Annotated in this window: 29 protein-coding genes; 11 read left to right on the top strand and 18 right to left on the bottom strand. The window is 62.9% G+C overall.

The window, feature by feature from the left end; all coding sequences use genetic code 11:
* Nucleotide 1: 1 nt before the first annotated feature.
* Nucleotides 2-934 carry a VOC family protein gene (locus FJ967_RS14085; protein ID WP_140732431.1) on the bottom strand — a complete coding sequence of 311 codons (933 nt, stop codon included), beginning with the start codon at nt 932-934 and terminating at the stop codon, nt 2-4.
* Between the two features lie 224 nt (nt 935-1,158).
* On the opposite strand from FJ967_RS14085, the gene FJ967_RS14080 reads away from it, so the two are divergent.
* A complete protein-coding gene (locus FJ967_RS14080) occupies nt 1,159-2,724 on the top strand; it encodes an alkaline phosphatase family protein (protein WP_140732430.1) in 1,566 nt (521 codons plus the stop codon).
* A gap of 83 nt (nt 2,725-2,807) precedes the next feature.
* Here the strand turns inward: FJ967_RS14080 and FJ967_RS14075 are convergent, their stop codons facing one another.
* Complete coding sequence (locus tag FJ967_RS14075) at nt 2,808-4,136, bottom strand: PRC-barrel domain-containing protein (protein WP_140732429.1); 1,329 nt, start codon at nt 4,134-4,136, stop codon at nt 2,808-2,810.
* A 284-nt stretch (nt 4,137-4,420) separates the two neighbouring features.
* Here FJ967_RS14075 and FJ967_RS14070 point away from each other — a divergent pair, with 284 nt between their 5' ends.
* Nucleotides 4,421-5,341 carry a diacylglycerol kinase family protein gene (locus FJ967_RS14070; RefSeq protein ID WP_140732428.1) on the top strand — a complete coding sequence of 307 codons (921 nt, stop codon included), beginning with the start codon at nt 4,421-4,423 and terminating at the stop codon, nt 5,339-5,341.
* Nucleotides 5,342-5,370: 29 nt separating this feature from the next.
* On the opposite strand, the gene FJ967_RS14065 is transcribed toward FJ967_RS14070, so the two are convergent.
* Nucleotides 5,371-5,544: a hypothetical protein gene (locus FJ967_RS14065; RefSeq protein ID WP_140732427.1), complete on the bottom strand. Its 174-nt coding sequence runs from the start codon at nt 5,542-5,544 to the stop codon at nt 5,371-5,373.
* 155 nt (nt 5,545-5,699) lie between these two features.
* Here FJ967_RS14065 and FJ967_RS14060 point away from each other — a divergent pair, with 155 nt between their 5' ends.
* Entirely contained in the window at nt 5,700-7,232 is a 1,533-nt protein-coding gene (locus FJ967_RS14060) for an HWE histidine kinase domain-containing protein (protein ID WP_140732426.1), read from the top strand.
* A 20-nt stretch (nt 7,233-7,252) separates the two neighbouring features.
* Here the strand turns inward: FJ967_RS14060 and FJ967_RS14055 are convergent, their stop codons facing one another.
* The 3 genes from FJ967_RS14055 to FJ967_RS14045 form a co-directional block, all read right to left on the bottom strand.
* Complete coding sequence (locus tag FJ967_RS14055) at nt 7,253-7,714, bottom strand: hypothetical protein (protein ID WP_140732425.1); 462 nt, start codon at nt 7,712-7,714, stop codon at nt 7,253-7,255.
* A gap of 10 nt (nt 7,715-7,724) precedes the next feature.
* On the bottom strand, nt 7,725-8,051 hold the full coding sequence (locus FJ967_RS14050; protein WP_140732424.1) for a DUF883 family protein: 327 nt from the start codon (nt 8,049-8,051) through the stop codon (nt 7,725-7,727).
* Nucleotides 8,052-8,171: 120 nt separating this feature from the next.
* Nucleotides 8,172-8,933, bottom strand: coding sequence for a Crp/Fnr family transcriptional regulator (locus FJ967_RS14045; RefSeq protein WP_140732423.1), 762 nt, complete (start codon nt 8,931-8,933; stop codon nt 8,172-8,174).
* 148 nt (nt 8,934-9,081) lie between these two features.
* Between FJ967_RS14045 and FJ967_RS14040 the strand changes: the two genes are divergently transcribed.
* Nucleotides 9,082-9,462, top strand: coding sequence for a response regulator (locus FJ967_RS14040; RefSeq protein WP_246675273.1), 381 nt, complete (start codon nt 9,082-9,084; stop codon nt 9,460-9,462).
* 25 nt (nt 9,463-9,487) lie between these two features.
* On the opposite strand, the gene FJ967_RS14035 is transcribed toward FJ967_RS14040, so the two are convergent.
* On the bottom strand, nt 9,488-10,039 hold the full coding sequence (locus FJ967_RS14035) for an RNA polymerase sigma factor (protein WP_027031435.1): 552 nt from the start codon (nt 10,037-10,039) through the stop codon (nt 9,488-9,490).
* Nucleotides 10,040-10,042: 3 nt separating this feature from the next.
* On the bottom strand, nt 10,043-10,246 hold the full coding sequence (locus tag FJ967_RS14030; protein ID WP_140732421.1) for a NepR family anti-sigma factor: 204 nt from the start codon (nt 10,244-10,246) through the stop codon (nt 10,043-10,045).
* 225 nt (nt 10,247-10,471) lie between these two features.
* On the opposite strand from FJ967_RS14030, the gene FJ967_RS14025 reads away from it, so the two are divergent.
* The 6 genes from FJ967_RS14025 to FJ967_RS14005 all read left to right on the top strand — a co-directional run bounded on the left by FJ967_RS14025 (nt 10,472) and on the right by FJ967_RS14005 (nt 13,990).
* On the top strand, nt 10,472-11,266 hold the full coding sequence (locus FJ967_RS14025; RefSeq protein WP_140732420.1) for a response regulator: 795 nt from the start codon (nt 10,472-10,474) through the stop codon (nt 11,264-11,266).
* Between the two features lie 204 nt (nt 11,267-11,470).
* Nucleotides 11,471-11,635, top strand: coding sequence for a DUF1328 domain-containing protein (locus tag FJ967_RS14020; RefSeq protein WP_027031438.1), 165 nt, complete (start codon nt 11,471-11,473; stop codon nt 11,633-11,635).
* Nucleotides 11,636-11,820: 185 nt separating this feature from the next.
* Nucleotides 11,821-12,855, top strand: a complete 1,035-nt coding sequence (locus FJ967_RS14015; RefSeq protein ID WP_181175853.1) for a sensor histidine kinase — start codon at nt 11,821-11,823, stop codon at nt 12,853-12,855.
* Between the two features lie 136 nt (nt 12,856-12,991).
* Complete coding sequence (locus FJ967_RS33395; protein ID WP_181175851.1) at nt 12,992-13,168, top strand: hypothetical protein; 177 nt, start codon at nt 12,992-12,994, stop codon at nt 13,166-13,168.
* A 167-nt stretch (nt 13,169-13,335) separates the two neighbouring features.
* Complete coding sequence (locus FJ967_RS14010; RefSeq protein WP_140732418.1) at nt 13,336-13,662, top strand: hypothetical protein; 327 nt, start codon at nt 13,336-13,338, stop codon at nt 13,660-13,662.
* Nucleotides 13,663-13,744: 82 nt separating this feature from the next.
* On the top strand, nt 13,745-13,990 hold the full coding sequence (locus FJ967_RS14005) for a YMGG-like glycine zipper-containing protein (protein WP_140732417.1): 246 nt from the start codon (nt 13,745-13,747) through the stop codon (nt 13,988-13,990).
* Between the two features lie 78 nt (nt 13,991-14,068).
* Here FJ967_RS14005 and FJ967_RS14000 read toward each other — a convergent pair whose 3' ends face one another.
* The 4 genes from FJ967_RS14000 to xylF all read right to left on the bottom strand — a co-directional run bounded on the left by FJ967_RS14000 (nt 14,069) and on the right by xylF (nt 19,189).
* Entirely contained in the window at nt 14,069-15,709 is a 1,641-nt protein-coding gene (locus tag FJ967_RS14000) for a CHASE domain-containing protein (RefSeq protein WP_140732416.1), read from the bottom strand.
* A gap of 150 nt (nt 15,710-15,859) precedes the next feature.
* On the bottom strand, nt 15,860-16,672 hold the full coding sequence (locus FJ967_RS13995; protein ID WP_140732415.1) for an ATP-binding cassette domain-containing protein: 813 nt from the start codon (nt 16,670-16,672) through the stop codon (nt 15,860-15,862).
* 14 nt (nt 16,673-16,686) lie between these two features.
* On the bottom strand, nt 16,687-18,003 hold the full coding sequence (locus FJ967_RS13990; protein ID WP_140732414.1) for a sugar ABC transporter permease: 1,317 nt from the start codon (nt 18,001-18,003) through the stop codon (nt 16,687-16,689).
* A gap of 145 nt (nt 18,004-18,148) precedes the next feature.
* Nucleotides 18,149-19,189 (bottom strand): D-xylose ABC transporter substrate-binding protein, encoded by a 1,041-nt coding sequence (gene xylF, locus FJ967_RS13985; RefSeq protein WP_140732413.1) that lies wholly within the window; start codon nt 19,187-19,189, stop codon nt 18,149-18,151.
* Between the two features lie 268 nt (nt 19,190-19,457).
* Here xylF and FJ967_RS13980 point away from each other — a divergent pair, with 268 nt between their 5' ends.
* Nucleotides 19,458-20,699, top strand: coding sequence for an ROK family protein (locus FJ967_RS13980; protein WP_140732412.1), 1,242 nt, complete (start codon nt 19,458-19,460; stop codon nt 20,697-20,699).
* Nucleotides 20,700-20,845: 146 nt separating this feature from the next.
* Here FJ967_RS13980 and phoB read toward each other — a convergent pair whose 3' ends face one another.
* From phoB to pstS, 6 genes are all read right to left on the bottom strand, one after another.
* Entirely contained in the window at nt 20,846-21,535 is a 690-nt protein-coding gene (gene phoB / locus FJ967_RS13975; RefSeq protein WP_010911896.1) for a phosphate regulon transcriptional regulator PhoB, read from the bottom strand.
* An 18-nt stretch (nt 21,536-21,553) separates the two neighbouring features.
* Nucleotides 21,554-22,261: a phosphate signaling complex protein PhoU gene (phoU, locus tag FJ967_RS13970; RefSeq protein ID WP_140732411.1), complete on the bottom strand. Its 708-nt coding sequence runs from the start codon at nt 22,259-22,261 to the stop codon at nt 21,554-21,556.
* Between the two features lie 25 nt (nt 22,262-22,286).
* A complete protein-coding gene (pstB, locus tag FJ967_RS13965) occupies nt 22,287-23,090 on the bottom strand; it encodes a phosphate ABC transporter ATP-binding protein PstB (RefSeq protein ID WP_140732410.1) in 804 nt (267 codons plus the stop codon).
* Entirely contained in the window at nt 23,087-23,938 is an 852-nt protein-coding gene (gene pstA / locus FJ967_RS13960; RefSeq protein ID WP_140732409.1) for a phosphate ABC transporter permease PstA, read from the bottom strand. Before pstA ends, pstB begins: the two co-directional genes overlap by 4 nt.
* Nucleotides 23,939-23,941: 3 nt before the next feature.
* Entirely contained in the window at nt 23,942-24,925 is a 984-nt protein-coding gene (gene pstC, locus FJ967_RS13955; protein ID WP_140732408.1) for a phosphate ABC transporter permease subunit PstC, read from the bottom strand.
* A gap of 66 nt (nt 24,926-24,991) precedes the next feature.
* Nucleotides 24,992-26,047 carry a phosphate ABC transporter substrate-binding protein PstS gene (pstS, locus tag FJ967_RS13950; RefSeq protein ID WP_140732407.1) on the bottom strand — a complete coding sequence of 352 codons (1,056 nt, stop codon included), beginning with the start codon at nt 26,045-26,047 and terminating at the stop codon, nt 24,992-24,994.
* Between the last annotated feature and the right edge of the window lie 59 nt (nt 26,048-26,106).

Genomic DNA, 26,106 nt, shown 5'->3' with positions numbered 1-26,106 from the left:
CTCAGCCCTCGAGCTTCTGCAGATGCTGTTCGAGATAGGGCCGCAAGTGCTGATGCTGCATCGGCAGCTTCAGCGCCTCGCCCAGATGCGCGGTGTCCTCGTCACGGTCGAAGCCAGGCTCGTTCGTGGCGACCTCGAACAGCACGCCGCCGGGCGTGCGGAAATAGATCGCCCAGAAATAGTCGCGGTCGATCACCGGCGTGACGCCGTAGCCCGTATCGATCAGTGCCTTGCGCACTTCGAGCTGCTTGGCGCGATTTTCAACGGCGAAGGCGACGTGGTGGACTGAACCTGCGCCGAGATCGGCAAAGCGCGCGCTCGGCAGCGATTCAATGTCGACGACATCCGCGCCGTTGCCGTTCTTCACCGCCAGCCGCCTGACATTGCCCGACTTGTCGACCTCCTCGTAGCCCATGAACTTCAACAGCTCCTCGGTGGCGCCGCCATCCTTCAGCCTCAGCGAAACCGAGTGAAAGCCGCGGATCGCTTCGTCGGCGGGGACGCCGCCCTTCACCCAAGGCGCACGACTGTCCGCCTTGTCTTCGACGAGCGCGAAACCGTCACCGTCCGGACCGACGAACCGCAGCCGCTTCTGGCCGAAAGCCTCCTCGCGTGCGACATCGGAGACGCCTTCATCGGCAAAGCGCTTTTCCCAATAGCTCAGTGTGCCGTCCGGCACCGAATAGACCGTGGTGCCGACCTCGCCGACGCCGGGACGGCCCTTGCCGATATTGGGGAACGGAAAGTAGGTCATCACCGAGCCCGGCGTGCCGACCTCGTCGGCATAATAGAGATGATAAACATCGGGCGCGTCGAAATTGACCGTCTTCTTGACCCGGCGCAGGCCGAGCTTGTGGGTAAAGAAATCATTGTTCCGGCGCGCATTGCTGGCCATTGAGGTGACGTGATGCAGCCCCTTGATCTGGTCGAGCATGATCCTGCTCCTTCCCTTCGTGTTTGTGCGGCCCTTGCCGCTGTCCACGCCAATATGAGGATACGACAGATCGCGGCAAAGGCGGTAAACACAGAATGGACTGTGCTCTAAAAGTGAACGATGAAAAGAGATTCGTTCACCAATAGCCAACAGGCACAGTCTTGCGCGGTTCAGGGAATCGGTTCCATGTGCGCATTCGACATGGCTGGCGAGGGGTAGCGCACATGACAGGAAAAGGCAGGCGGCCCAATGTCCTCCTCATAACTTGCGACCAGTGGCGCGGCGACTGCCTGTCCGTCGCCGGCCATCCCCAGGTGAGGACGCCGAATGCCGATGCGCTGGCCGCCGAAGGCGTGCTGTTCAAGCGCCACTATGGCGGCGCGGCGCCTTGCTCGCCGGCGCGCGCCTGCCTCTACACCGGCCTGTACCAGATGAACAATCGTGTCTGCCGCAACGGCACGCCGCTCGATGCCCGCCACGGCAACATCGCGCTTGCCGCGCGCGGCCTCGGCTACGATCCGACCTTGTTCGGCTATACCGACGTGTCGCTGGACCCGCGCCAGCTCGCGCCTGCCGACCCGCGACTGCGCAGCTATGAAGGCGTGCTGCCCGGTTTCACCGTACGACAATTGCTGCCTGAACATCAGAAGCAGTGGCTGTCCTGGCTGAAGCAGCAGGGCGTCGATGCCGGCGCGGGATTTCCCGACATCCATCGCCCCGCGAGCGAGGTGGATGGCGCGGTGACTGAAGCACCGCCCGTCTATTCGAAAGACCAGACGCCGACGGCGTTCCTTGCCGGCGAATTCATCCGCTGGCTGGGCGAGCAGGACGACGCCACGCCATGGTTTGCGCATCTTTCCTTCCTCAGCCCGCATCCACCCTTCATCGTACCGGAACCGTACAACACCCAATACGATCCGGCGGACGGTCCGGCTTTCCATCGCGCGGAAAGCTGGCGCGCCGAGTCTCAGGGCCACCCTTATGTCGCCTATGATCTTGGCCGGCAAAAACGCGCCAAATTCATCCCTGGCGCGACGGGCAAGGTCCATGACTGGAGCGAGGATGATTTCCGCCAGATCCGGGCAACCTATTATGGAATGATCTCCGAGGTAGACGCGCAGCTTGGCCGCCTCTGGCAGGCGCTGAAAACCAACGGCGCGTGGAATGACACCATTGTCGTGCTGACCTCCGACCACGCCGAAATAATGGGCGACCATTTCATGCTGGGCAAGGGCGGCTACTTCGACGGCAGCTACCATATCCCGCTGATCATCCGCGATCCACGCCACCGCAAGGCCGCCGGCAGCGCCGTCGATCGCTTCACCGAGGCGGTGGACATTTTGCCGACGCTCATCGACCTGCTCGGCGAGGCTCCCGAACAGCATCTCGACGGGTGCTCATTGAAACCGTTCCTGAGCGGTGGAACCCCCGCCGCCTGGCGCGATGCCGCGCATTGGGAATTCGACTTCCGCTCGATAGCGGACGGGGAAGCCGAACGGCATTTCGGCCTTGCCTCGCGCCAGTGCAACCTCGCTGTCATCCGCACCAAGAAATTCAAATATGTGCATTTTGGCGGTGGCCTGCCGCCCTTGCTCTTCGACATGGAGGCCGATCCTGGCGAACTGAAAAACCTCGCTCGCAGCCCGGCACATATTTCAACCCGCCTGGAATTCGCCGAAAGGCTGCTGGCCTGGCGGGCCGAACATCTCGACCAGTCATTGGCGCTCTCGGAATTGACGCAGGCCGGTGTCGTCGGACATGTCGGCAAGGCAGCATGCAATAGGCAGTAGGGAATAGGGTCACCTACTGCCTACTGCCTACTGCCTACTGCCTACTGCCTACTGCCTACTGCCTACTGCCTACTGCCTACTGCCTACTGCAGCATCATCCTCTGCTCATCGCGCTTCTGCGCGTAGCTGCCCTTGTCGTAGGCCGGCTGCTTCTCGAGCTGTTCCTTGGTGAAGGTCGTGTAGAGGTACTTCTTGCCATCCTTGTCGGTCATGAATTTCAGATTATCCATGCCGACCGCCACTTCCTTCTCGCCAATGCCAAGGAAGCCGCCGACGTCGATGATGACCGCGTCCGCCTTTTTGTCCGGCGCCAGCACGACGTCGCCGATCTCGCCGACCATCGCATCGTTGGCGCCATAGACGGTGGTACCTTTCAGGTCGTCAGCCCTGATCTCGCCGACCGGCATCGCGGTCAGCGTCGACTTGTCGATGGCAGCCGTCTTGGTCTGGTCGGGAGCAGAGGCATCGGGTGTTGTAGCTGCCGGAGCCTCCGCGGTCTTGTCGGCCGGCGCGGCCGCCGGAGCCGTTGTGTCGGCGGGTGCGGTAGCAGGCGCGGTCACGGCTGGCTCATTGGATGCCGTCGTGGCCGGCACCGGATCATAAGCCTTGCGGTTGAAGTCGGGCTGCGCCTGCAACTCTTCCTTCGTGGTCTGCGCCACCAGCCAGCGATCGCCGTTCTTCTCGGCCCACTGCGCCTTGCTGAAGTCATAGGTGACATTCTTGGCGCCGATGCCAAGGAACCCGCCCACCCCGATGACCAGGGATTCGGCCTTGCCTTCCTTGGTCAGCACGATGTCGTTGACGCTGCCGATATTCTGCGAGTCGTCACCGGTGCCGTTATAGACGGTTTCGCCGATGATGTTGGTGGCGAGATTGCCGTCGGCGCGCTTCACCGGTTCGGCCTGGGCCGCATTCATGTCGGCAGGCTTCTGCGCGCTATCCGTTGCCGCCGGCGCCGTCGGTGCCGCCGCGTCCGTCGATGCGGCGGGTGCCGGGCCGTAGGGTTTGCTGTCGAATTCCGGATGTGCCGTCAGTTCGTCCTTGGTCGTCTGAGCAACCAGCCAGCGGTCGCCGTTCTTCTCGGCCCATTGCAGCTTGTCGTAGTCGAAGGCGACGTTCTTCGTTCCGACACCCAAAAAGCCGCCGACACCGATGACGATCGATTTCGCCATGCCATCCTTGTCGAAGACGACATCGCTGACCTTGCCGATATTCTCGGCGTCGTCGCCGGTGCCGTTATAGACCGATTCACCGATGATGTTGGTGACGATGCTGCCGTCGGCGCGCACCGTCGGCGCGGCCGGCTCCTGGGCGGCGGGCGGGTTCGCCGGTGCCGGTGTCGCGCTCTGCGCGAAGGCGCCTGAGGCAACCAGGGTCGCAAGGGCGGTGGTGGCGAAAAGGGTGCGGATCATGACCATCTCTCCTGATGTGATTTCGTGCATGCCGCGCCAACTCGACCTTCGGTTCGGGAAGGTTGGACGGGGCATCTCTACAAGTTCACAACGTCGTGACCATGCTGTTGTTCCGACAAAAACCGCGGCATCCGGGATGCGTGAAAACTCAATACGCGAAGGCGTAATCGCCGGTCGGTACAACCCTGAATTTCCGGCGCGGCCGGAACTTTTTCGGCTTTGCGGCGTTTCAGCCTGCGGCTGGGCGTGCCCGGCCATATTCTGGTTGAGCAGTGGAGCGGGGCATGAAATTTGCAGCGGTGCTGAACCGGGACGGCGGCACCTTGCGCACCACCGATCTAACGGCATTTTCCGATCGGATGCGGCAGACCCTGGAGGCGGCGGGCCATACTCTCAGCATCGACGTCGTCGCCGGCAAGGATGTGGTCGAGACCCTCGAAAGCGCGGCGTCGCGCCGTGCCGTCGACGTGGTGCTCGCCGGCGGTGGCGACGGCACCATCTCGGCCGCGGCGGCCAGGCTGATGAACAAGAAGAAGGCGCTCGCCATATTGCCCGCCGGCACGATGAACCTGTTCGCGCGCGGCCTCGGCATCCCCCAGTCGCTCGACGCCGCGTTGAAATCCTTCGCCGACGGCGAAATCATCGCCGTCGACATGGCCACCGCCAATGGCCAGCCCTTCGTCCATCAATTCTCGATCGGCATGCATGCCAGGATGGTGCAGCTGCGCCAAAGAATGGAATTCGGCTCGCGCCTGGGAAAGATCGGAGCATCGGCCAGGGCGGCGTGGGCAACGATCCAGAATCCGCCGGCGATGAACGTCACGCTCGGCATCGGCGAAGCGGAGATGACCGCGCGCATCTCAGGCATCGGCGTCACCAACAATCTGTTCGGCGAAGGCCATTTGCCCTATGCCGACGACCCCGCCGGAGGCGTCCTCGGCATCTACGTCACGGTGGCACAACAGCGTGCCGAACTGGTCAAATTCTTCTTCAACATGGCACGTGGCAAATGGCGCGATAATGAGCATGTCGAAATCCACCAGGCCGACAGAACGGTGCTGAAAATCCATTCAGGCGGCAGGCGTTTTCGCGCGGTGATGGATGGCGAACTGGTCAGGCTCGACCGCGAGACGACGATAGAAATCAGGCCTGGTGCGCTGAATGTCCTGGTTCCGGCCAGCGTCGCCGAGGCAAAGGCAGCCTGATGCGATCCGCACCGACGAGAGCCGATGCCTTAACCCTTCGGCGCGCTTCCTTGCTCCGTCGCCGGCGTCTTGGCCGTCTCGCCGTAGATTTCAGCGATGCCCCAGGCTGCAATAGCCAGCAGCAGCGCGGCGATCAGGATGCGCAAACCATGCCAGCCCCATCGCCCCTGGCGCGCTTTGTTCTCGGGAATGATCTTGGTCATGGTCGGCCCTTGTCTCGATTTGCGCTGGCTGGCGCATCCGGAAAAACATGGTCGGGTAACGGTTCCTCGCTAGGATGGTTCCAGGCAAGGCGAACGGTTGCCGGCCAAGAGACCGACAGGACGGCGAGCGCCGGGACAGGGCATTGGGGATTTGGGTGAATAGCAGGGCGCAAACAGTGCCGGGTCTGCCGGCCAAGGTCGCACGCGCGGTGAAGGACGAAGGCCGGCTGGCCGTGCTGCGCGGGCTGGAGGTGATCGATTCGGCGGCCGACGTCGATTTCGACCGCATCAGCACTCTCGCAGCCGCCATAATGCAGGCGCCGATAGCGCTGGTGACGCTCGTCGATCTCGAGCGGCAATGGTTCAAATCCTGTCTTGGCCTGGATGAGACGGGAACGGCGACCGGTATCTCCTTCTGCGCCCACGCCATCGCCGCCGGCGACGAACCCATGGTGGTAACCGACGCAACGACCGATCCCCGCTTCAGCAACAACCCGTTGGTCACCGGCAAGCACCATGTCCGTTTCTACGCCGGCGCGCCGATGCTGGTGGCCGGCGCCAGGATCGGCACGCTGTGCGTGCTGGATCGCAAACCTCACCCCTTTCCGTCTAGCGCCGGACTGGATCAGTTGAAAATGCTCGCCGGCCTCGCCGGCAGCCTGTTCACCTTGAAGGATGCAACCCGTAGCGGCGCGATCGCCGAGGCCGCGCTCGCGCGCGAGGAGAAGCGGCGCGCCATCGCGCTCGATGCGGCCTCGCTCGCCAGCTGGGCATGGGACATCCGCACCGACATGATCGAATGCGACGTCCGGCTGTCGGAGCTGTTCAACCTGCCGCGCTCGACAAGGCTGCGGGCGCGCGACATTCTGACCGCGATCGATCCTCGTGACGTCTACCAGACCGAAACCCGCTTTCGTGACGCCTTGACCGGCAGCGACGACTATTTTGGCGAATACCGGGTGAAAGGCTTTCATCCGCCACGCTGGGTAGCCACGCGCGGCCGCGTCATCGAGCGCGATGGCGACGGCAAGCCGACGCTGATTTTCGGCGTCAACTATGACATGTCGGAACGCAAGCTCGGCGACGAACGCCAACGCCTCCTGCTCCGGGAGCTTAACCACCGCGTCAAGAACACGCTGGCGACGGTCCAGGCGCTGGCCACCCAGACGGTGCGCCATGCCCGCCAGCCGAGTGAATTTCTCGAGGCCTTCAGCGCCCGGCTGCAGGCCCTGGGCATTGCCCATGGTCTGCTGTCCGATCGCGAGTGGCGCGGCATCGGCATTCGCGAACTCGTCCAGATCGAGATCCGGCCGTTCGACACCGCCGAACAGCCGCGCCTGACCATCTCCGGTGCGGACCTTCTGCTCTCGCCCGATCAGGCCGTCGGCCTCGGACTGATCCTGCATGAGCTGGCCAGCAACGCGTTGCAATATGGATCGCTGTCGGTTGCCTCGGGCAAGGTTGATCTCGGCTGGAAGGCGCAAGGCAGGAAGGGCGATCGGCGCCTCGTGCTGACCTGGCGCGAAAGCGGCGGCCCTGAAGTTGCCCCGCCCGAACGGCAAGGCTTCGGCTCCATCCTCATCCGGCGCAGCCTGGCCAAGGTCATTTCGAGCGAAGTGACCCATGAATTCCGCCGCGACGGGGTGTTCGCCGAAATATCGATGCCGCTGGAAGATCTGTCGAAGTGACAGAGGGGGTGGGCCTTGCCCTACCCCTCCCCGATATCCGGACGGTCGGTGTCGGGCTTCACGTTCTCACGGTAGATGGCATAGGCCGCGAGCGCCACTGCCGGACCCAGTATAACCCCGAGCCCGCCTTTTCCCTTGAGCAATGTCGGCAGCACGGCAAGCGCGGCGGTGATGCCGATCGCCTTCATGTCGGCCTTGCGCCGCCTTGCCTCGCGGCGGACCCGCGCGCCCGACATCAAAGCGTGGGCCAGAAGCACGATGCCCGCGATCACCAGAAAGCCGACACCAAAGCCAATGGAAGCAGCCTGCGATCCGTAGCGCGCCGATGTCCAGATATAGGCGGCCCCGACCAGGAAGCCGAAGCCGCACAATGCCGCCAGCGCGGCAAGCACATAGACAATAGCCGCCGTACGCGCACGGCGTAAGGCGGCCATCGTTTCGCCCGAAGCGAAACCCGAAAGCAGGGAAGCCAGCAATCCCATCTGGGTGGAACTAGCGACGCGCAAGCAGTGCGAACAGGAAGCCGACGCCTGCGGCGATTGCCAGCGACGTCACCGGCTTTTCGCGTACGCTCGCCACCATCTGCGCCTCGATATCCCTGGCATTGCCGCGCAGACTGTCGAAGGCCGCTTCCCCTTGGGCGCGTAGCTGCTCAACACCTTCGGCCGCCGCGCGGCGCGCCGTGCCGTAGCCGTGCTCGCCGGTTTTGGCGAGCTGTTTGGTGAGCTTATCGATATCAGCCTTCAACTGCCTGATATCGGCTTCGAGGTCCTGATTTGCCCGCGCTTCGTCGGCGATCTTCCCTGTGGCCGCTGCCATTGCTTAACTCCTTGTGATTGTTCGGTTTCAAACGCGCTGTACGCCCCAAGGTTCCGATGGCGGGACAAACTACCCGAAAACCCCGCTCTCCGCTCCCGGTTCCTGCCGAGGCGTGCTGCGTCAGATCAATGGCCGCCGGCCTTCGCCCAACCCTTCCCAGCCGGCAAGCTGCTTCAAGCCTTCATTGTCGATGACCCCGCAACCGCCGTCGCGCCAGACGATCAACTGGCGGTCCATCAGCTTGCGGATCGTCTTGTTGGTGTGAACCAGCGACAGGCCAAGCGTATCGGCGATGTGCTGCTGCGTTATCGGAATCTGGATGGACTGCTTGCCGTCCAGCCCGACGATCCTGGCGCGGCTGGCGATGAAGGCGATGAGATAAGCGGCGCGCTCGATGGCGCTGCGGCGGCCGAGACTGAGCAGGTTCTCGTCCAGCATCCGCTCTTCGCGCGACGCGATCCAGGTGATGTCGTAGGCAAGGCCGGGATGGTTTCGATAGAGCTCATGCAGGTTGTCACGTTCGAAGACGCAAAGCAGCATTGGCGACAAGGCCTCCACGGAATGCTGCATCTCTCCCATGACGCTGCCTTGCAGGCCGATGAGGTCGCCGGGCATGAGGTAGTTGAGGATCTGCCGGCGGCCGTCCTGCAACAGCTTGTAGCGGAATGCCCACCCTGACAGGACGGTGTAAAGATGGGCGCTGTGGCTTCCTTCCACCAGGACCGTGGCACCCTTGTCGACCGCGAGTTCCCCCTTCTTGAACTTGCTGATGAAGGCCAGCTCCGGCTTCTCGAACTCCCGGAACACCGGCAGGGGCCGCAGCGGGCATTGCTCGCAGGGGTATTGCCGCGTTGAAAAAGCGCGCCCGCCTTGGCTTGGCATTTCGATTCCCTCGCGAAAGCCTGCCGGTCGGCAGGTCCGTTTCACGCGCCTTGCCGAGATCGGCCCTCATTGCCGGCGCATGTCTTTTTTAAATGACAACAAACCAAATTGCGATCATGACTCCCGCCGTTTCAAGGAGCAATTGCCTGTGCCCCAATTACTTGACGGATTGCGCATTCTTGTCTTGGAGGATGAATTCCTCATAGCCATGGATGTCGAGCAGCTCTGCCGCGATCATGGGGCCGGAGAGGTGGTTATTGCCCGGGACCTGACAGAGATCGATGGCCACAAGGTCGCGACGCATTTCGACGCGGCCATCGTCGATCTGATGCTGGGCGGCGCCTCGACGCTCGAATTCGCCGCGGGCCTGCGTGAGACCGGCGTCCCGTTCGTCTTTGCATCGGGCTACTCCGACGCGGACGAAATCAAGGCGTCCTTTCCCGGGATCAGGCTGGTCACCAAGCCCTATTCGGGCCAAGACCTCGTCGAAGCCGTGGCGCTGGCCTACGGTCGCGGTTCGCCTGGCTGAGGAGGTCGCCGCTATTGCGCGTGTTTCAACGCGCCGCCGTCCCCGTGACCTGAGCCGAGATCGCGTCGGGACCATATTCGTCCTCACCGGAGATTTTCAAGATTTCCTGCAGCCGCGTGCGGGCCCTGCTGACGCGGCTCTTGATCGTTCCGACCGCGCAACCGCAGATTTCGGCGGCTTCCTCGTAAGAAAAGCCCGATGCGCCGATCAGAATGATGGCTTCGCGCTGGTCCTCCGGCAATTGCTCGAGAGCGCCGCGGAAATCCTTGAGGTCGAGCTGGCCGTGCTGGGCCGGGTGGACCGCGAGCCGGGCCGTCATGATGCCGTCGCTGTCCTGCACCTCGCGGCCGCGCTTGCGCATCTGCGAATAGAATTCGTTGCGCAGAATCGTGAAAAGCCATGCCTTGAGGTTGGTGCCGGGCTGGAAGCTCTCATGCTTGTCCCAGGCCTTGACCAGCGTTTCCTGCACGAGGTCGTCGGCCTTGTCGGCATTCTGTGTCAGCGAAACGGCAAAGGCCCGCAAGCTCGGGATTGCCCCAAGCAGATCGGTCTTGAAGCCTTGGGAGACCGCAGCCATGCCTCAGTCCTTCTTCTGTGCGGGTTCGGCCTGTTCCAGTTTGCTGAGCAACTGGGCAAAGCGATCCGGCACATTGTCGGAGACCAGCTCGTCATAATATTGTTTGAGTTTGCGTCCGATTTCGGAGTTCGGCCCCAGCGGGTCGCCGACACCGTTCCGGCGCCTGCCCGCGGCGCCAGCCATAGTATCTTTCGTCATATCCTTCATTTTGCCCTTATAGTCCCAGCACTCAAGCCGCTCATATCCAACTCAACACAAGGCAAGCGGCACCCTCGTCTGGGTTGCCCATCCCGACACAAAACGCCGACGCCGCCCATTCGTTCCATATTGGGCGGAACTTTTTCGCAAAACCCACGTTGTATTAGCGGGGCTTGCAATCAGCTTGACCTGCAATCCGTGCAATGTCACGTCATCTGAGGGAGACGTCTTACCATGAGTTTATCCGCTACCATCGCACCGCACCTGCCATTCCTGCGCCGCTTCTCGCGTGCCGTCTCGGGATCGCAAGAGAGCGGCGACGCGCTGGTCGCCGCGATGCTCGAAGCCATCATCGCCGACATCGACATCTTCCCCGAGGCATCGAGTGACCGGATCGCCTTGTACAAGGTTTTCGCCAAGCTCTTTACATCGGTGGCCATCCGCGTTCCGCAGGAGCAGACACAATCTGCCTGGGAACAGCGCGCGGCCGCCAATCTCAATGCGATCGCGCCGCTTCCCCGTCAGGCCTTCCTGCTGGTCGCCGTCGAAGGTTTCAGCGAGGACGAGGCGGCCGAAATTCTCGACGTCGGTGACCAGCAGTTCTCCGAATTGCTCGCCCAGGCAAGCAACGAGATTTCCCGCCAGGTGGCGACCGACGTGCTCATCATCGAGGATGAACCGCTGATTGCCATGGACATAGAGGAAATGGTCGAGAGCCTGGGTCATCGGGTCGTGGGAACGGCGCGCACCCATGCCGAGGCGGTGACGATGTTTGGCAAGACCCGACCCAAGATGGTGCTGGCCGACATCCAGCTCGCCGACGGCAGTTCAGGCATCGAGGCGGTCAACGAAATCCTCTCTTCGACATCGGTGCCGGTAATCTTCATCACCGCTTTCCCCGAGCGCCTGCTGACCGGAGAGCGCCCGGAACCTGCCTTCCTGGTAACCAAGCCGTTCAATCCCGACATGGTCAAGGCACTGATCAGCCAGGCGCTGTTCTTCGACCGGCAAGCGAAGGCCGCCGCCTAGATCGGCCTCCCGACGGCAAGGCAAAGACATCAAGCCCGCCGGATGCGACGCGTCCGGCGGGCTTTTTTCACAAGTCGGATCGGCTGCCGGCGAATTTCCAGCTCGCCTGCCCGGAACGATTTGCAAGCATCGCCTTTTTCGGCGAATGGTGGAACAAACCGCACCCACCCACGTTTTTATCGTATCATTCGAAGGAGATGGACAATGCTCTACTGGGCGCTCGTATTCCTCGTCGTGGCGATTATTGCCGGCGCGCTTGGTTTCGGCGGCATAGCTGGTACCTCCGCCGGCATCGCGCAGATTTTGTTCTTCATCTTCCTCGCCTTCCTGGTCATTTCGCTTCTGGCAGGCCTGTTCAAACGGGCATGAGCCTGGCGGCTTATCAGGCGAACACTGGAAGCCGCACCCCTCAAACGGTTTCCAGCCACCGCCGGGCGGTGTCCTTCAATGGACGCCGTCCGGCGGACCGTTTTAGGGGTGGTTTTCAGGGACTTTCATTGGGAACCCAATCGACGGTGAGCCGTTCAGCCTGAGTTGGGTGGACAGATTGACCGATGCGTTCCAGGACTTCAGATAGAACGGAAGGCGTGCGGGGCGATGAAGTCATCGCCATGCACCCTGCTGAAAGCGGCATGCAGCTTGGCCGGGCACTCCTCCACGCGCTGCACAACGCCGGTATTTCCGTCCTTTATCAGGATCGCCAGATGAAGACCGTATGGGCCCGCAATATGCGCGCGCCCTGGGCATCCGACGATGCCGACGGCAACGGCATCCTGCCGATGGCGCAAGCCGACCGCATTGACGCTGCCAAGCGGGATGTTATCGCCAACGGCAATCCGCAGCGCCTCGAAATCAGTGTCCCGGTGGAGAATGGCGTTCGCTGGTTTCAGATCTGGGTCGATGCCGACCGGAGCGACGATGGCGATGTCCAGGGCGTCGTCACGACAATGGTCGAGACGACCGAGCAGAAGCGGCGCGAACAGACATTGACGACGCTGTTGCGGGAAGTCAGCCATCGCTCGAAGAACCTGCTGGCGATCATCCAGAGCATAGCGACCCAGACCGGGCGTTATTCGGACGGCATCGGCGACTTCCTGACGCGCTTTCGCGGCCGGTTGCAGTCGCTGGCTTCGTCCCAGGATCTGGTGACATCCTCCAATTGGCGCGGCGCGGCTCTTCACGAGCTGGTGGCGAGCCAGGTCGGTCGCTACGGGGCGAACCCGTCGCACAGTCTTCGCTTCCGTGGCGCCAATCCCTACCTTAATCCGAATGCCGCGCTGCATATCGGCCTGGCCATGCATGAGCTCGCCGTCAACTCGGTCAGCTACGGCGCCCTGTCGCGTCCGGACGGTTTCGTCGAGGTATCCGCCAATCTCGACGCCGCCCCCACCGGGGAGGTCGCGCTGTCGCTGACATGGGCCGAAACGATTGGGACCGGCGGCGATGCCAGCGGTCAAAAACGATTCGGCAGCGTCGCGCTGGAGCGCGTGGTGCCGGCATCCCTGAACGGAACCGCGATCCTCGATATCGGCGATGGCCACCTCGAATACCGCCTTGTCGTCCCCCACAGCAATTTCGAGACGCAGTGAGAGCCTTCCGCGAGCGCCGATTCTTAACCGGCTGTTCACCATAAGGGTGGATGCTGTTTTTCCCAGATGCCGCCGGAACTGGCCCTGCCCTCGGAGATTGTGCAGCAGGACTTGCAGCGCGGTACGGAGGAATGTCTTGACGGTTGCCGACATCAACAGACTGGAACAGGCCGCCCGTGTTTCGATGGGCGAATTTCTCGATACCGAAGCCTCCGTTGAAACACCCCCCGATGCACGTCAGGGCTCGATGAAGGGCATCATCCTGGCAGTGGCCGTGATGGTATGTCTGGCCATCTTCTGGCAGTTGAGCTGATCGAAGTCCCGGTTCTCATCACCTTGAATGCCAGTCCAGGCCGGCGGGCCGTGGGCTTGCCAACCGCGCGGTTCGGTCTCTCCGATTCACCATTCGTGTAACCCCGTTGGAATGACAGGAACTTTTTGACGATGCTGTCCGTTATTGCGGCCAGAGGAACATCTGTCATGGAACACATAGCCGCGTTGTTACTGGTGATCGGTTGCTCGAACGCGATGGGCGATTGTCGGGAATTGCAGGTGCCGGTCAGTGTTTTTGAAACGGCTGACGCGTGCACCGCCGAACGCCCCTTTGCCATGGGCGACGTGCAGGGGCAGGCGCAGCATATCGTTGCCAAATGCCTGGCCGTTGATCCCGCCTTGGAGGATGACTACGATCAGATCGTCTGGAAGGTGCGGCCAGACGGCAGCCTTGACGCGTCATTGGCGATTTCCAATCTCGTCATGGCATCGAACACGATCCGCCCAGAAAAAGACTACCTTAGTCAACAATAAATTGGAGCAGCAAAGGCCGTTGTTTCGTGCTAAATGGCGGTTGGAGCTTACTAAAGTGTGGACACAAGTGAGGAGTGACTCAATGCGGAAGATACTTATTGCCATGGTTGCGGTGGTCGCGGTCAGTGGCTGCACCTCGACCGAGCAGGACGTGGTTGGCGGCGGCTTGATTGGCGCTGGTATTGGCGGCCTGGTTGGCGGCGGCAAGGGTGCGCTGATCGGCGCGGCTGTCGGCGCCGGGTCCGGCCTGCTGGTTCGCAGGCTGCAGAACGGCTACTGCCAGTATCGCGATCATCGCGGCCGGATCTACACGGCGCGCTGCAACTAATTCAGCGATTTCGGAATACAGGTCCGGGGGCCATGTCAGGCCTCCGGATTTTCTTGGCCGGTGCCGGCCGGCAGGATTTCAGCCGGCTAACGGAATTCTGATTTCCACCTTCAGGCCGTCCGCCCGGAAATCGCGCTTGATCGTGCCGCGCAATTCGCGCGTGACGTTGAGGTCGATGAGCTTGGTGCCGAATCCGGTCACGGTCGGCGCCTCGACCTTCTTCTTTCCGGCTTCCCGCCAGTTCAGCGCCAGCATCCGCTCGCCCCCGCGCCCTTCCACCGCCCAGTCGACCTTCAGCGCCCAATCCCCCTTGGACGAGTTGGCGGAATTGCCAGCTTCGCCATATTTCAGCGCATTGGTGGCGAGCTCATGAAAGGTGAGACCAAGCGCCTGCGTCGTGGTTTCGTCGAGCAGCACTTCGGGACCGGACAGGAGCCCTTCCGGCAGCTCCTTGCCGAACACCTGCCCAAGCTCGATGCGCAGCAGATCGGCCAGGTCGGCCTTCTGCCAGCGTGAACGCGTCAACATGTCCTGTGAGGCCGCCATCGCCTGGAGTCTCGCCGAGAAGGAAGCAGAAAACTCGTTGACGTCGGTTGCCCGCGAAGCCGTCTGGCGCGCGATCGCCAGCACCCTGGTGATCGAGTTCTTGATGCGATGCTTCATCTCCTGAAGCATCAGGTCCTTTTCGAGCAGGCTCTTTTCCGTCGTCTCGTGCAGGGCCGAGACCGCGTCATAGGCCCGCTCCTGGTAGCGTGCCACCAGCGCAATGGCGCCGGCGAGCAGCAGGCCGAACAACCCCAGCATCACCGGGATGGCGCGGGAAGAAGGTTGCGAGAAGGCACTGGTCGGCCTGAACAAGACGGTCCAGGGCCGCCCCGCCACTGTGATCTTGCGGGTAACCAACAGCCGCTCTCCCAGGGATGACGCCGGTGGCGTCTCCGAGCGGAACAGCAGATCGTCTGCGTTTACCGCTCCATCATAAATCTCGGTGTTGACCGGCAGCAACGGGGCACGGCTCAGCGCGATCTGGAACAGCTCACGCGCCCGGAAGGCGGCATAGAGAAAGCCTGCGGTCGAGGATCGCGATGCGTTGATGACCTCCGGCGCCGTTTCGACATTGAGCCGTACGAACACCAGGAAGCCGGGGAAAGTCTGCGCGGCACCCGTGCCCTGGCCGAGTTGCACCAGCCCGCTCGCATGCTGCTGGTCGTCGGCCATCGCCTTTTCGATCGCAGCGCGCCGCACCGGCTCACTGAACATGTCGTAGCCGATGCTCGCCTGGTTGGACGGATCCAGCGGCTCGAAAAGCGCAATCGGCGTGCGCCAGGGTTGCGTCGTGTCCGGATAGACCGGATGGCTGGCGCCGAAATCGTGGAGGATGTCGCGTTCGACCGCCGCCTCGTCACCCGTCTTGACGAGTTGCAGGAAGCCGATGCCGCGCAGGCCGGCGAAATTGTCGTCGACATCCAGCGCCTTGAAGAAGGCTTTGAACTCGGTCTGGGAAATATCGCCGTTGCGCGCGTCGAACAGGGCCTGTGTCGAGCGCAGCAGCGACAGATGCAGGTCGATGCGGCTCTCGATCCGGTTAAGGGCGTCGTCGGCAGCCCCTTCGAACTTGATACGGGCGGCTTCCTGCGTCGCGAAATAAGCGAAGCCCGCCATGCTCATGCTGATCAACGCAACGGCGACGAACGCGACGATTGGAAAAAACTTCTTCAACGGATGATGCGGTCCAATAGCAAAACAGGACCTTTATGGGCAAGTCGCCGGGCCAACACAATGGTCACGCCAAGCCATCGTGATCACTGGCATATCAAGTGAACGGCACCGGGGGCGTGCGGGAGAGCCATGCCACCCCGCCGAAAGCCCTCAGGCGGCGATCTTCAGCGCGCCTGGTCCAGGAATGGCGCCAGGGGGACACTTGCCCAGGATGATCATGCCGAGCACCTCGTCTTGTGTGACGTCGGTGGTGCGCGCGGTGCCGACGACCTGTCCGTTCTTCATCACGCAGACCCGGTCGGCCAGCTCGAACACATCATGGATGTCGTGGCTGATCAGGAAGATGCCGATGCCGTCGGACTTGAGCTGCCTGACCAGTTCACCGACCTGCGCCGTTTCCTGGGGGCCCAGTGCGGCGGTCGGCTCGTCCATGATCAGGATGCGGGCGTTGAACAGGATGGCGCGGGCGATCGCCACCGACTGGCGTTGTCCGCCCGACAGTTTAATCACCGGCTCCTTGAAGCGCTGGAAGCGCGGATTGAGCCGCCCCATCACCTTGCGCGCCTCGGCTTCCATCGCGACATCGTCGAGCGTGCCCCAGCCGGTCATCAGCTCACGGCCGAGAAACAAATTGGCGGCGGCATCGACATTGTCGGCCAGCGCCAGCGTCTGATAGATCGTCTCGATGCCGTATTTCTTGGCGTCGCGCGGGTTGGAGATCGCGGCCTCCTGGCCGTTGACGAAGATTTGGCCCGCATCGCGTTTGTAGGCGCCCGACAGGATCTTGATCAGCGTCGACTTGCCGGCGCCATTGTGGCCAAGCAGCGCCACGACCTCGCCCGGGAACAGGTCGATCGAGGCGTCGTCGACGGCGCGGATACCGCCAAAGGCGATCGAGATGTTGCGCATGTCGACCAGCGGTGTGCCGCCGGCAACCGTCGCGGGAGCGTTTTTCTCGGTCATGGTCTTCTCCTCCCTCAGACGCGCTTGCGATAGACGGTGTCGAGAAACACCGCGATCACCAGAACGGCGCCGACGACGATGTTCTGCAGTGGTGAATCGACACCGAGCAGCACCATGCCCGACTGCAGCGATTGCATCAGAAGCGCACCGAGCATGGCGCCGATGACAGTTCCCGAACCGCCGGCGAGCGACGTGCCGCCGATCACGGCGGCGGCGATCACGAGCAGCTCATCCAGCGTGCCGAGCGCATTGGTCGCGGAATTCAGCCGGGCCGAGGAGATCGCCGCGGCGATCGTTGCCAGCACGCCCATGATCATGAACACCTTCATGGTGATCCAGCGCGTGTTGATGCCGGCGAGATTGGCGGCCTCCGGATTTCCGCCGATGGCAAAGACGTAGCGGCCGAACCGCGTGCGGTTGGTGATGAAGGTCATGACAAGGCCGACGGCGATTGCCATGAGCACCGGAATGGCGATGCCATGCGCGATGAAAAGCCCGCCCTCGGGCACTGTGATGTTGTTGGCGGCCGCATAGCGGTTCACGATACCGACCGGCCATGGATAGGAATTGGCCACCCACACCGCGCCCAGGATGATGGCGCAGGTGACAGCGCCCATCAGCGTCTCGGCCCAGATCGGGCGGAGCGGGAAACGGAAACGCTTTCGCTGCATCCGCCCGTTGAACAGCGCAAACACCACGGCGAGGCAGGCGACGACGCCGACAACCCAGCTCCAGGTCGCGCCGATCGACCCGGCCGGCCCGCCGCCCATCAGCTGGAAGGTGGCGTCGAGCGGCGCCACGGTCTGGCCTGACGTGACCCACCAGGCAGCCCCCCGCCAGACCAGCAGGCCGCCCAGCGTGACGATGAAGGCCGGCACTTCGAGATAGGCGATGACGAAGCCCTGGAAGGCGCCGATCAGCACGCCGAGCGCCAGGCCGATCAGCAGCGCCAGGACCCAGATCCATGGGTTGCCGAGCTCGAGCCCGACGAACCGCACCAGAAAATGCACTTGGGCAAAGCCCATTACCATGCCGATCACGCCCTCGGCCGAGCCCACCGATAGATCGATGTTGCGCATCACGATGACCAGCACCATGCCTGAGGCCATGATAGCGACGGCGGATGTCTGCACCGACAGGTTCCAGAGGTTGCGCGGCGTCAGGAAGAGGCCGCCCGACAGGATATGCAGGCCGATCCAGATGATCAGCAGCGCGCCGATCATGCCGAGCATGCGCGTATCGATCTCGGTCGCTTTGAGGAAACGGGCGACCGCGCCGAGCTCCGATGCGCGCGCGGTATCCAGCTGCGGGTTGGACGTTGTGTCGGTCATGACTTCCTCCCACCGGCCTGCCCGTCTGACGCGGATGCCGGACCCAGCCTAGAAGCTATCCCTCTGAGGCGGGAACACAAATCTTTTTGAGAAAACGCCGCGGCCTTGCGGGCCGCGGCGCCAGGACATGGGTAAGCTTGCTGCCTCAGTTGCAGGCCGCGACGCTGCCGGCGGCGACGCCCGCGCAGACTTCGTCCTTCTTGATCCAGCCCGCGTCGATAACGACGTTGAGATTATCCTTGGTGATCGCCACCGGGGTCAAGAACAGCGACTTGACGGTGTTGCCGCCAGGCGTCGTGAAATCCTTGACGCCGGCGATGTCGGTCATCTTCTTGCCGTCGGCGAGCTGCGAGGCGATCTCGGCGGCGTTCTTGCCGAGTTCACGCGCGTCCTTCCACACCGACACGGTCTGGGTGCCGAGCGCGATCCGGTTCAGTGCGGCATGGTCGCCGTCCTGACCCGACACCGGCACGGTTCCGGCAAGGCCCTGCGCCGTCAGAGCCGCGACGACGCCACCCGCGGTGCCGTCATTGGCCGCGACCACGGCATCGACCTTGTTGTCGTTGGCGGTCAGGAACTGTTCCATGTTCTTCTGGGCGTTGGCGGGCAGCCAGCCGTCCGTATAGGCCTCGCCGACATTCTTGATCTTGCCGGCATCGATGGCTTCCTTGAGCACTTCCATCGAGCCCGAGAACAGGAAGTCGGCATTCGGATCCGAACCCGAGCCCTTGATGAAGACATAGTTGCCCTCAGGCTTGGCCTTGAACACTTCGCGGGCCTGCATGCGGCCGACTTCCTTGTTGTCGAAGGTCAGGTAGAAGACGTCCTTGTTCTCGATCAGGCGGTCATAGCCGACGACCGGAATGCCTTCGTCGAGCGCCTTCTGCACGGCCGGACCGATGGCCGAGGCATCCTGCGCCAGGATGATCAGCGAATTGGCCCCCTGCGAGATCAGGCTCTCGACATCCGTGAGCTGCTTGCCGGGGTTGGACTGCGCGTCGGCGGAAATATACTTGTCGCCGGCGGCCTCGATCGCCTTCTTCATCGCGGCTTCGTCGGTCTTCCAGCGCTCTTCCTGGAAGTTGGACCACGAAACGCCAATGACCTTGTCCTTCGCCTGCGCGACCGACGCCAGCGTCAGCGACATGGCGACACCCGCCAGGATGGCGGTTGTGAATTTCTTCATGATATCCTCCCTGCGCCGCGTATGGCGCGACCAAACTGGCCCGAAGGCCGGCACAAAGGCTCTATTTTTTCGAGCCTCGAAAAAATACTGATCCATCGCCGGAACACTGTCAACATCGATTCTGATGGATTTTGAGGTGCCTGGAACTTTTTTTCGGGCTCCGCAATAAATAAATGACAGCACCGGCCGCTTCTGCCAGTATTTGTCCCTGCCGGAGCTGTTCGAGGGGGCCTCGAGAACCACGGCGACCGGGAGGATGTGGGAAAGCATGTCGGTCGGAATCCGCCACGACGATCTGCGTCGGCGCAACCGCGCGATGGTGATCGGTGCCGTGCGCCGGGGAGGTCAGCCCTCACGCACCGAGATCGCCGCCACCACCGGCCTCAGCCATTCGACCATATCGGCGATATCGGCCGACCTGATCGGCGAGGGTATCCTGACCGAAGGCAAACCGAGCGAGGCCGGCTCGCTGAAACGCGGCCGGCCCCAGGTCGGCCTTGGCCTCAATCCCGAGGCCGCGGCTGTCATGACCGTGGTGCTGTCGCTGAATTTCCTCTCCGTCGCCGTCATCGACTATGCCGGCCAGGTGGTCGCCGAGGAACAGCGCCGGCTGGACACACTGACCATGTCGCGCGAAGCGCTTATCGGCGAATGCACGGCGATCGTGCGGCGCCGGCTCGAGGATCCGGACCTGGATGTCCGCAGCGTCGCCCGCATCGCGCTGGCCATCCAGGGCATCACCGACACCGAGGCGCGCGCCATGCTGTGGTCGCCGATCACGCCGCAGACCGACATTGCCTTCGCCGACATACTCGAAGCCGAGTTCGGCATTCCCGCCACCATGGAGAACGACTGCAACATGATGGCGGTGGCGCTGCGCTGGCGCGACCCCGAGCGCTACCGCGACGATTTCATCGCCATCCTGCTCTCGCACGGCATCGGCATGGGCCTCGTGCTGAAGGGAGAGCTGTTTACAGGCACCCATTCCTCCGGCGGCGAGTTCGGCCACATGATCCATCGCCCGGGCGGCGCGCTGTGTCGCTGCGGACGGCGCGGCTGCGTCGAGGCCTATGCCGGCAACTACGCCATCTGGCGCAACGCCAGGATGATGAGCGAGGACGCCGAACCGATCGACGTCAACGACGCCGATATGCGCGCGCTCGCCGCGCTCGCTCGCGAGAGCGATGGACCCGAGCGCGAGGCCTACCGCAAGGCCGGCGAGGCACTCGGTTACGGCCTCGGTAGCCTGTTCGCGCTGATCGATCCGGCTCCCGTCGCCATGGTCGGCGTCAGCGCCGCCGCCTTCGACCTGATCGAGCCGGCGCTGCGCGAGGCCATCGCCCAGACCGCCGGCGGCCAGCATTCGAAGTCGATTTCCTTCGACACCGAGCCTAACGAACTGCCGCTCATCCGCGAAGGCTGCGCCATGCGCGCACTGACCTTCGTCGACCAGGAGATTTTCGCGCCGGGTGTGCAGACAAGAAGCGGTACGGGGAAGAACGTGGCGTAAGGCGCAAACGCCGGTATATGCTGAGGTTCAGGTCAGGCCGAATCGAGAATGGCGGATTCCGAGAACCGGAACGGAGCGTACTTTGAGTACGTGAGCGCAGGAAGCCGCCATTCACAGGCCGGCCTCACCTGAATATCAGCATATCCCTAGTCTTCCCTGATGGCATATCCCGCACCGCGAATGGTACGGATGACGTCAGGCATGCGGCCATTGTTGACCGCCTTGCGCAGCCGCCCGACATGCACGTCCACCGTGCGCTCGTCGATATAGATCGTCTCGCCCCAGACATTGTCGAGCAACTGGCTGCGCGAGAACACGCGGCCGGGATGGCGCATCATGAATTCGAGCAGCCGGAACTCGGTCGGACCGAGCCGGATTTCGCTCTTCTTGCGGTAGACCCGGTGCGACTCGCGGTCGAGCACGATGTCGCCGACCTTGAGGACGCTGGACAGCACTTCCGGCTTGGCGCGGCGCAGCAGCGCCTTGACGCGGGCCATGAATTCGGGCGTCGAGAACGGCTTGACCAGATAGTCGTCGGCGCCGGTCGAGAGGCCGCGCACGCGGTCGCTCTCCTCGCCGCGCGCCGTCAGCATGATGATCGGCAGCCGCTCGGTCTCGGGCCGCATCCGCAGGCGCCGGCAGAGCTCGATGCCGGATACCGCCGGCACCATCCAGTCGAGCACCAGAAGATCGGGTACGTTCTCCTGCAGGCGGATCTCGGCTTCGTCGCCGCGTGTCACCACCTCGACCTGGTAACCCTCGGATTCAAGATTGTAGCGGAGGAGCACGCCGAGCGGCTCCTCGTCCTCCACCACCATGATGCGTGGCGCGATCATTGGCAGGTCACCTTATTCTCAGGCCGCCGGCGCCGACATGGCCGTCTCGTCCTGCTTGGGGCGATTGGCGGGCAGTTGCGTGCCGGTCAGCACATAATAGGCATTCTCGGCGATGTTGGTCACGTGGTCGCCGATGCGCTCGAGATTCTTGGCGCAGAACAAAAGATGCGTGCAGGCCGTGATGTTGCGCGGATCCTCCATCATGTAGGTCAGGAGTTCGCGGAACACCGAGGTGTATTTGACGTCGATGCGTTCGTCGTCATTCCTGAGCTTGGCGAGCGCGGCGGCATCGCCGGCCGCATATTCCTCGACCACGCCCTGCACCTGGATCAGCACCAGTTGCGCCATCGCGTCGATCGAGTGCGACAGGTCGCGCGGCGTGGCGGTGAGGCCGACCGAGCCAACCCGCTTGGCGATGTTCTTGGCAAGGTCGCCGATCCGCTCGAGGTCGCCGGCCATGCGGATCGAGCCGACGACATGACGCAGATCGTCGGCCATAGGCTGGCGCTTGGCGATCAAGGTGATGGCGCGGTCGTCGAGTTCGCGCTGGCGCGCGTCCATGATGGCATCGTCGGAAACGACGCGCTGTGCCAGCGCGTTGTCGGAATTCAGCAGCGCCTTGGTGGCGCCGCCGACCATCGTGCCGGCGAGATCGCCCATGTCGCTGATCAGCCTGCTGATCTGTCCGAGATCCTCGTCGAAGGCTGCGACTGTGTGTTCGGCCATGATCCTGGTCCTCGTATGCGTGAGATCAGCCGAAGCGGCCGGTGATGTAGTCCTGCGTGCGCTTCTCGCGAGGCGACGTGAAGATCTTCTCGGTGCGGTCGAACTCCACCAGTTCGCCCAGATACATGAATGCCGTCTGGCGCGACACGCGCGCCGCCTGCTGCATGTTGTGGGTGACGATGACGATCGTGTAGTCGGCCTGCAACTCGTCGATCAGTTCCTCGATCTTGGCGGTCGAGAGTGGATCGAGCGCCGAGGCCGGCTCGTCGAGCAGGATGACCTCCGGCTTCACCGCCACGGTGCGGGCGATGCAAAGGCGCTGCTGCTGGCCGCCCGACAGGCTGAGGCCGCTGGCGTTGAGCTTGTCCTTGACCTCGGTCCACAGAGCGGCGCGCTTCAGCGCCTGCTCGACACGGCCGTCCATCTCCGCCTTGCTGATCTTCTCGTAGAGCCTGACGCCGAAAGCGATGTTTTCATAGATCGACATCGGGAACGGCGTCGGCTTCTGGAACACCATGCCGATCTTGGTGCGCAACAGATTGAGGTCCTGCGAGCGGTCCAGGATGTTCTGGCCGTCGAGCAGCACCTGGCCTTCGGCGCTCTGCTTGGGATAAAGCTCGTAGATGCGGTTGAAGACGCGCAGCAGCGTCGACTTTCCGCAACCCGACGGGCCGATGAAAGCGGTGACGCTGCGCTCGGGCAGCGACAGGCTGATATCCTTCAGCGCCTTCGACTGGCCATAGTAGAAATTGAGGTTCTTGACCTCGATCTTGGCCTTATCCACAACCGCTTCAGGCGTGTTCAACTCGGTGGACAACATCGGTTTCATCTGTCCTCTCTGCGTCCGGTAAGGCTGCGGGCGAAAATGCTCAGCCCGAGAACCGTCAGGGTGATTATGAGTGCGCCGGTCCACGCCAGTTGCTGCCATTCCTCATAGGGGCTGAGAGCGAACTGGAAGATGGTCACAGGCAGGCTGGCCATCGGCGCGTTGAGATTGCTCGACCAGAACTGGTTGTTGAGCGCGGTGAAGAGCAGTGGCGCCGTCTCGCCGGAAATGCGGGCTATGGCCAGCAATATGCCGGTGACGATGCCGGAAAGGGCGGCGCGGTAAGCGACGGAGCGGATGACCACCCAGCGCGGCGCGCCGATCGCGGTGCCCGCCTCACGCAGCGCGTTCGGCACCAGGTTGAGCATGTCCTCGGTGGTGCGCACCACGACGGGGATGACCAGGATGGCAAGGGCCACGGCGCCGGCGATAGCCGAGAAATGCCCCATCGGCCGCACCATCAATTCGTAGACGAAAAGGCCGATGATGATGGACGGCGCCGACAGCAGGATGTCGTTGATGAAGCGCACCACCGTGGTGAGTTTCGAAAAGCGGCCGTACTCGGCCATGTAGGTGCCGGCCAGCACGCCGATCGGCGTGCCGACGACGATGCCGATGATGGTCATCACGATGCTGCCGTAGATGGCGTTGAGCAGGCCGCCGGCATCGCCGGGCGGCGGCGTCATTTCCGTGAAGACCGCAAGATTGACACCTGCGAGCCCCTTGTAGAGCAGTGCGCCGAGGATCAGCGCCAGCCAGGCAAGTCCGATGCCGGCGGCGATGACACACAGCGTCATCATCACGCCATTCTTGCGCTTGCGGCTCTGGTGAAGCGATGCGGCGGTCGACATCGGTCAGGCTCCCGTGCGGGCGTCGATGCGCATCAGCATGTAGCGGGCGATGGCAAGGATCAGGAAGGTGATGATGAACAGGATCAGGCCGAGCGCCACCAGCGAGGACGTGTAGAGATCGCCGACGGCTTCGGTGAATTCATTGGCGATGGTCGCCGAGATCGTCGTGGCCGGCGCAAACAGCGAGGTGCTGATCCGGTGCGCGTTGCCGATGACGAAGGTCACCGCCATTGTCTCGCCGAGCGCACGGCCCAGAGCAAGCATGACGCCGCCCATGATGCCGATGCGGGTGTAGGGAATGACGACCCGGCGCGTTACCTCCCAGGTCGTGCAGCCTATGCCATAGGCCGATTCCTTCAGCACCGACGGCACCGTATCGAACACGTCCTTGGTGATCGAAGTGATGAAAGGCAGGATCATGATCGCCAGGATCATCGCCGAAGTCAGCAGGCCGATGCCATAGGGAGGACCGGCGAACAGGCTGTTGAGGCCGGGAATGCCGTGGAACACGCTGATGATGAATGGCTGGATGGTCGTCTGCAGGAACGGCGCCAGCACGAACAGGCCCCAGATGCCGTAGATGATCGAGGGGATGCCGGCCAGCAATTCCACCGCCATGCCGATCGGGCGCCGAAGCGGGCGCGGGCAAAGCTCGGTGAGAAAAATGGCGATGCCGATGCCGAGCGGCACGGCGATCAGGATGGCGATGGCCGAAGTGATGATCGTGCCGTAGATGGGCGCCAGGGCACCGAATTTCTCGGTGACGGGATTCCAGCTCTCGGTGGTTACGAACGACAGGCCGAAGGTCGACAGTGCCGGCCACGCGCCGGCAATGAGCGAGATGGCGACACCGCCAAGCAGCACCAGCACCAGAATGGCGGCGGCGCGGGTCAGCCCGTGGAAGATCGAATCGGTGAGCGCGAACCGTCTGACGGTGGCGTCACGTGAACCTCGAATGGCTGGCAAGGCTTCCTGGACAGCGCTCATGTCAAGCTCGGCTCTTTGTGTTGAGTGAAAAGGAGCGCCGCCGGTGCGGCGCTCCTCCAGAGGATATTACTCGCCAGCGTAGACCGGCTTGCCGTCGGCCTGGATGTCGGCCTTCCACGAAGCCTTGATCAGGTCGACAACGCTGTCGGGGATCGAGACATAGTCGAGCGCCTTGGCGGTTTCCTTGCCGTCCTTGTAGGCCCAGGCAAAGAACTTGAGCGCTTCGCCGGTGGCGGCAGCGTCATCCGGAGCCTTGTGGATCAGAACCCAGGTGGAAGCCGCGATCGGCCAGGTGGTGTCGCCGGGTTCGTTGGTGATGATGACGTTGAAGTTCTTCGCGCCCTTGAAGTCGGCGTTCGAAGCGGCAGCGCCGAAGGATTCGAGCGACGGCTCGACAACCTTGCCGGCTGCATTCAGCATCTTGGAGTAGGAGAGGCTGTTCTGCTTGGCATAGGCGTACTCGACATAGCCAATGCCGCCGTCGGTCTGCTTGACGGTGTTGGCAACGCCTTCCGAGCCCTTGGCGCCGACGCCGGTCGGCCATTCGACGGCCGTGTCAGAACCGACCTTGTCCTTCCAGTCGGGCGAGAGCTTCACCAGGTAATCGGTGAAGTTGAAGGTCGTGCCCGAGCCGTCCGAACGATGAACGACGGCGATGGCGGTCGACGGCAGGGTGAGGGTCGGGTTCAGCGCCTTGATCGCGGCGTCGTCCCAGCTGGTGATGGTGCCGAGATAGATCTGGGCAATCGTCTTGCCGTCGAGCACGAGTTCGCCCGGCTTCACGCCCTGGAGGTTGACGATCGGCACGATGCCGCCCATCACCATCGGGAACTGCACGAGGCCGTTCTTTTCCAGATCGGCGTCGGACATCGGCTTGTCGGTGGCGCCGAAGGTCACGGTCTTGGCTATGACCTGCTTAATGCCGCCGCCCGAGCCGATCGACTGATAGTTGAGGCCGATGCCGGTGTCCTTCTTGTAGGTGTCGGCCCACTTGGCGAACACCGGATAGATGAAGGTCGAACCGGCGCCGGAAAGGTCAGCTGCCATTGCTGCGGAAAGGGTGAGGGTGGACGCCGCAGCCATTGCAATCGCAACGGCCGCCGAGCGGATGAAATGTCTCATGTGGCCTGCTCCTGTTCGGAAGATGGTCTCTCGGCGCCACTTCTTGCCGGCGCCCGCTG

The organism is Mesorhizobium sp. B2-3-4 (genome assembly GCF_006442315.1).
In the GTDB taxonomy this organism is placed as follows: Bacteria; Pseudomonadota; Alphaproteobacteria; order Rhizobiales; family Rhizobiaceae; genus Mesorhizobium.
Note: the sequence above shows the minus strand (reverse complement) of the source record. Positions and strands in the feature narration are given on the sequence as shown.

What these genes read in the sequence shown, in the direction of transcription:
- phoB (WP_010911896.1), bottom strand. Translation starts at nt 21,535, where the DNA reads ATGATCGCGCCACGCATCATGGTGGTGGAGGACGAGGAGCCGCTCGGC.
- FJ967_RS14050 (WP_140732424.1), bottom strand. Translation starts at nt 8,051, where the DNA reads ATGGCAGCGGCCACAGGGAAGATCGCCGACGAAGCGCGGGCAAATCAG.
- FJ967_RS14075 (WP_140732429.1), bottom strand. Translation starts at nt 4,136, where the DNA reads ATGATCCGCACCCTTTTCGCCACCACCGCCCTTGCGACCCTGGTTGCC.
- FJ967_RS14020 (WP_027031438.1), top strand. Translation starts at nt 11,471, where the DNA reads ATGCTCTACTGGGCGCTCGTATTCCTCGTCGTGGCGATTATTGCCGGC.
- phoU (WP_140732411.1), bottom strand. Translation starts at nt 22,261, where the DNA reads ATGGCCGAACACACAGTCGCAGCCTTCGACGAGGATCTCGGACAGATC.
- xylF (WP_140732413.1), bottom strand. Translation starts at nt 19,189, where the DNA reads ATGAAGAAATTCACAACCGCCATCCTGGCGGGTGTCGCCATGTCGCTG.
- FJ967_RS14070 (WP_140732428.1), top strand. Translation starts at nt 4,421, where the DNA reads ATGAAATTTGCAGCGGTGCTGAACCGGGACGGCGGCACCTTGCGCACC.
- FJ967_RS14005 (WP_140732417.1), top strand. Translation starts at nt 13,745, where the DNA reads ATGCGGAAGATACTTATTGCCATGGTTGCGGTGGTCGCGGTCAGTGGC.
- FJ967_RS14010 (WP_140732418.1), top strand. Translation starts at nt 13,336, where the DNA reads ATGGAACACATAGCCGCGTTGTTACTGGTGATCGGTTGCTCGAACGCG.
- pstS (WP_140732407.1), bottom strand. Translation starts at nt 26,047, where the DNA reads ATGAGACATTTCATCCGCTCGGCGGCCGTTGCGATTGCAATGGCTGCG.
- pstA (WP_140732409.1), bottom strand. Translation starts at nt 23,938, where the DNA reads ATGTCGACCGCCGCATCGCTTCACCAGAGCCGCAAGCGCAAGAATGGC.
- pstC (WP_140732408.1), bottom strand. Translation starts at nt 24,925, where the DNA reads ATGAGCGCTGTCCAGGAAGCCTTGCCAGCCATTCGAGGTTCACGTGAC.
- FJ967_RS14045 (WP_140732423.1), bottom strand. Translation starts at nt 8,933, where the DNA reads ATGCCAAGCCAAGGCGGGCGCGCTTTTTCAACGCGGCAATACCCCTGC.
- pstB (WP_140732410.1), bottom strand. Translation starts at nt 23,090, where the DNA reads ATGAAACCGATGTTGTCCACCGAGTTGAACACGCCTGAAGCGGTTGTG.
- FJ967_RS14025 (WP_140732420.1), top strand. Translation starts at nt 10,472, where the DNA reads ATGAGTTTATCCGCTACCATCGCACCGCACCTGCCATTCCTGCGCCGC.
- FJ967_RS14015 (WP_181175853.1), top strand. Translation starts at nt 11,821, where the DNA reads ATGCGTTCCAGGACTTCAGATAGAACGGAAGGCGTGCGGGGCGATGAA.
- FJ967_RS14035 (WP_027031435.1), bottom strand. Translation starts at nt 10,039, where the DNA reads ATGGCTGCGGTCTCCCAAGGCTTCAAGACCGATCTGCTTGGGGCAATC.
- FJ967_RS14055 (WP_140732425.1), bottom strand. Translation starts at nt 7,714, where the DNA reads ATGGGATTGCTGGCTTCCCTGCTTTCGGGTTTCGCTTCGGGCGAAACG.
- FJ967_RS14065 (WP_140732427.1), bottom strand. Translation starts at nt 5,544, where the DNA reads ATGACCAAGATCATTCCCGAGAACAAAGCGCGCCAGGGGCGATGGGGC.
- FJ967_RS14030 (WP_140732421.1), bottom strand. Translation starts at nt 10,246, where the DNA reads ATGAAGGATATGACGAAAGATACTATGGCTGGCGCCGCGGGCAGGCGC.
- FJ967_RS14080 (WP_140732430.1), top strand. Translation starts at nt 1,159, where the DNA reads ATGACAGGAAAAGGCAGGCGGCCCAATGTCCTCCTCATAACTTGCGAC.
- FJ967_RS13990 (WP_140732414.1), bottom strand. Translation starts at nt 18,003, where the DNA reads ATGACCGACACAACGTCCAACCCGCAGCTGGATACCGCGCGCGCATCG.
- FJ967_RS13980 (WP_140732412.1), top strand. Translation starts at nt 19,458, where the DNA reads ATGTCGGTCGGAATCCGCCACGACGATCTGCGTCGGCGCAACCGCGCG.
- FJ967_RS14085 (WP_140732431.1), bottom strand. Translation starts at nt 934, where the DNA reads ATGCTCGACCAGATCAAGGGGCTGCATCACGTCACCTCAATGGCCAGC.
- FJ967_RS13995 (WP_140732415.1), bottom strand. Translation starts at nt 16,672, where the DNA reads ATGACCGAGAAAAACGCTCCCGCGACGGTTGCCGGCGGCACACCGCTG.